This window comes from Bacillus sp. 05T31, assembly GCF_056396725.1.
Window position 1 is genome coordinate 1 of record NZ_JBFTMA010000832.1, and the last position, 1,709, is coordinate 1,709.

Genomic DNA, 1,709 nt, shown 5'->3' on the forward strand with positions numbered 1-1,709 from the left:
ACTGTGTATTCCATGACTCGTATGAATGAAATCCCTTATGCGAGGGTCAGAGGGAAAATACTTTTTCATCGTCCAACAATTGAAACATGGTTGATTAATGGAGCTATGCAAGACTATGAAAAAGTAGAAGTGTAGTTAATTCATAGATTAAAGGGGTGATAGTGGTGATTCCTGCAAATGTGCAAGTAAATATTGATGAAAAAGCCATTAAGGAATATATACTGCAGCAGATAGATCAACAACTTCACGAAACATTATTAATGGTTGATCTTGAAAAGTTGGCGGTTATTACATCAATGAGTAAAAGATTCCTAGAAGATGAGATTTTATCTGATCCACGTATGAGATTAATAGAGCGACGTCGCAATAGAAAACGGTGGTGGTTCTATAAGCAAGCTCTTGAAGTAATAACAGAAATTGTAGATGAATGGTAAGCAACAACGCTTTGGCTGGCGTGTGCATAGGAAACAAAATCCATAAAAGATTAGGTGGATAATACTTATTAATTCAAATTGCTTGATATTTTGTAGCAACGTCGATTTGGAAATAATTGAGGTGAATAAGTTAATGACAACTGCTGAAATACGTAAAGATAAGTTACATATCATCTTAGAAAAAGCGGAAAACGGTGATCAAAAAGCGATTAAAGTTTTAAAAGAAATTAATCGAATATTAAAGCAAGTATGATATTTGTTTTTAAAAACATTATTAAGAGAAAAGGAGGTGCTCATTTTTGAAAGTTACCATGCCGCACTATATAACAAGAATTGATGAAATTTTACCTGGAGCAAAAATTATCAAGCTTACTGGATATGCAAATGGAAATCAAGGGTATCAAAAAGCGAAAACGCCAGTATGTAAGTGGAAAGATAGCCAGGGATTAGATGATTTAGAAATAAATAAATGGATAAACCAAGGCGGATGGATTGGAGCAGTTATTCCCCAGGAGCGGATTATCATAGATGTGGATGACCAGGTTCAAGGAGAACTTGTGAAAGATTTGCTTGAAGGAGAAAACAGGCATCACCATTCGATTAAAACACCAAACGGATGGCAGTTTGTATTTGCAGCTAAAGAGAAAAGGACACAAGACATTAAACAAATTACGAAATTTTTCTCTCAAATAGGTGTGGTTATTGATACCCGTACAGCTGGAGCAGGATATATTGTTTTTCCTACAAACAACACAGAAGGACGCTACATAGCAACTAATAGTATAGATCAGCTGGACGAATTACCACACTATTTAAGTCCTGTTAGAAATACAGATAAATCTAAAGATTATATGTTTCCAGTACCTATAGAAAGCTCTGGGAGCAGAAATGACACACTATATAAGTTTGCTACACATTTAAAAGCGTGGAATGTTCCTAACGAGGAAACAATGCAGGCAATGGAGCTTATATATGAGTATTTTCTTTTAGATAAAACTGATTTTCCTTATAACGAATTAAAGACCCTTACGCAGTCAGCTATTCAATGGAAACCAGACCAGTCAGAAAGACAGCATATACCTGAAAATAATTTTGAAACACATGCCGAAGGTGAAAACGAAAATAAAATCATTCCTAAGCCTTTTAAAGTAGGAAATAAAGGTACACTTTTTGAGACGAGGGAGGATAAAGATGGAAATGAGATAACAAAACTCGTATCTCGCAAAACACCATATATTACAAAGGAATTCCATAACATAGAACGTCCACAAGTGC

General features: G+C 34.9%; 3 protein-coding genes. All 3 read left to right on the forward strand.

The features are described from left to right. The first annotated feature begins 164 nt into the window (after nucleotides 1-164). A complete protein-coding gene (locus tag AC1DJR_RS28850; protein ID WP_070168798.1) occupies nucleotides 165-434 on the forward strand; it encodes a hypothetical protein in 270 nt (89 codons plus the stop codon). Between the two features lie 121 nt (nucleotides 435-555). Then, entirely contained in the window at nucleotides 556-687 is a 132-nt protein-coding gene (locus AC1DJR_RS28855) for a hypothetical protein (protein WP_477004136.1), read from the forward strand. A 46-nt stretch (nucleotides 688-733) separates the two neighbouring features. Then, a partial coding sequence (locus tag AC1DJR_RS28860) for a bifunctional DNA primase/polymerase (RefSeq protein WP_477004135.1) occupies nucleotides 734-1,709 on the forward strand: 976 nt, incomplete at its 3' end.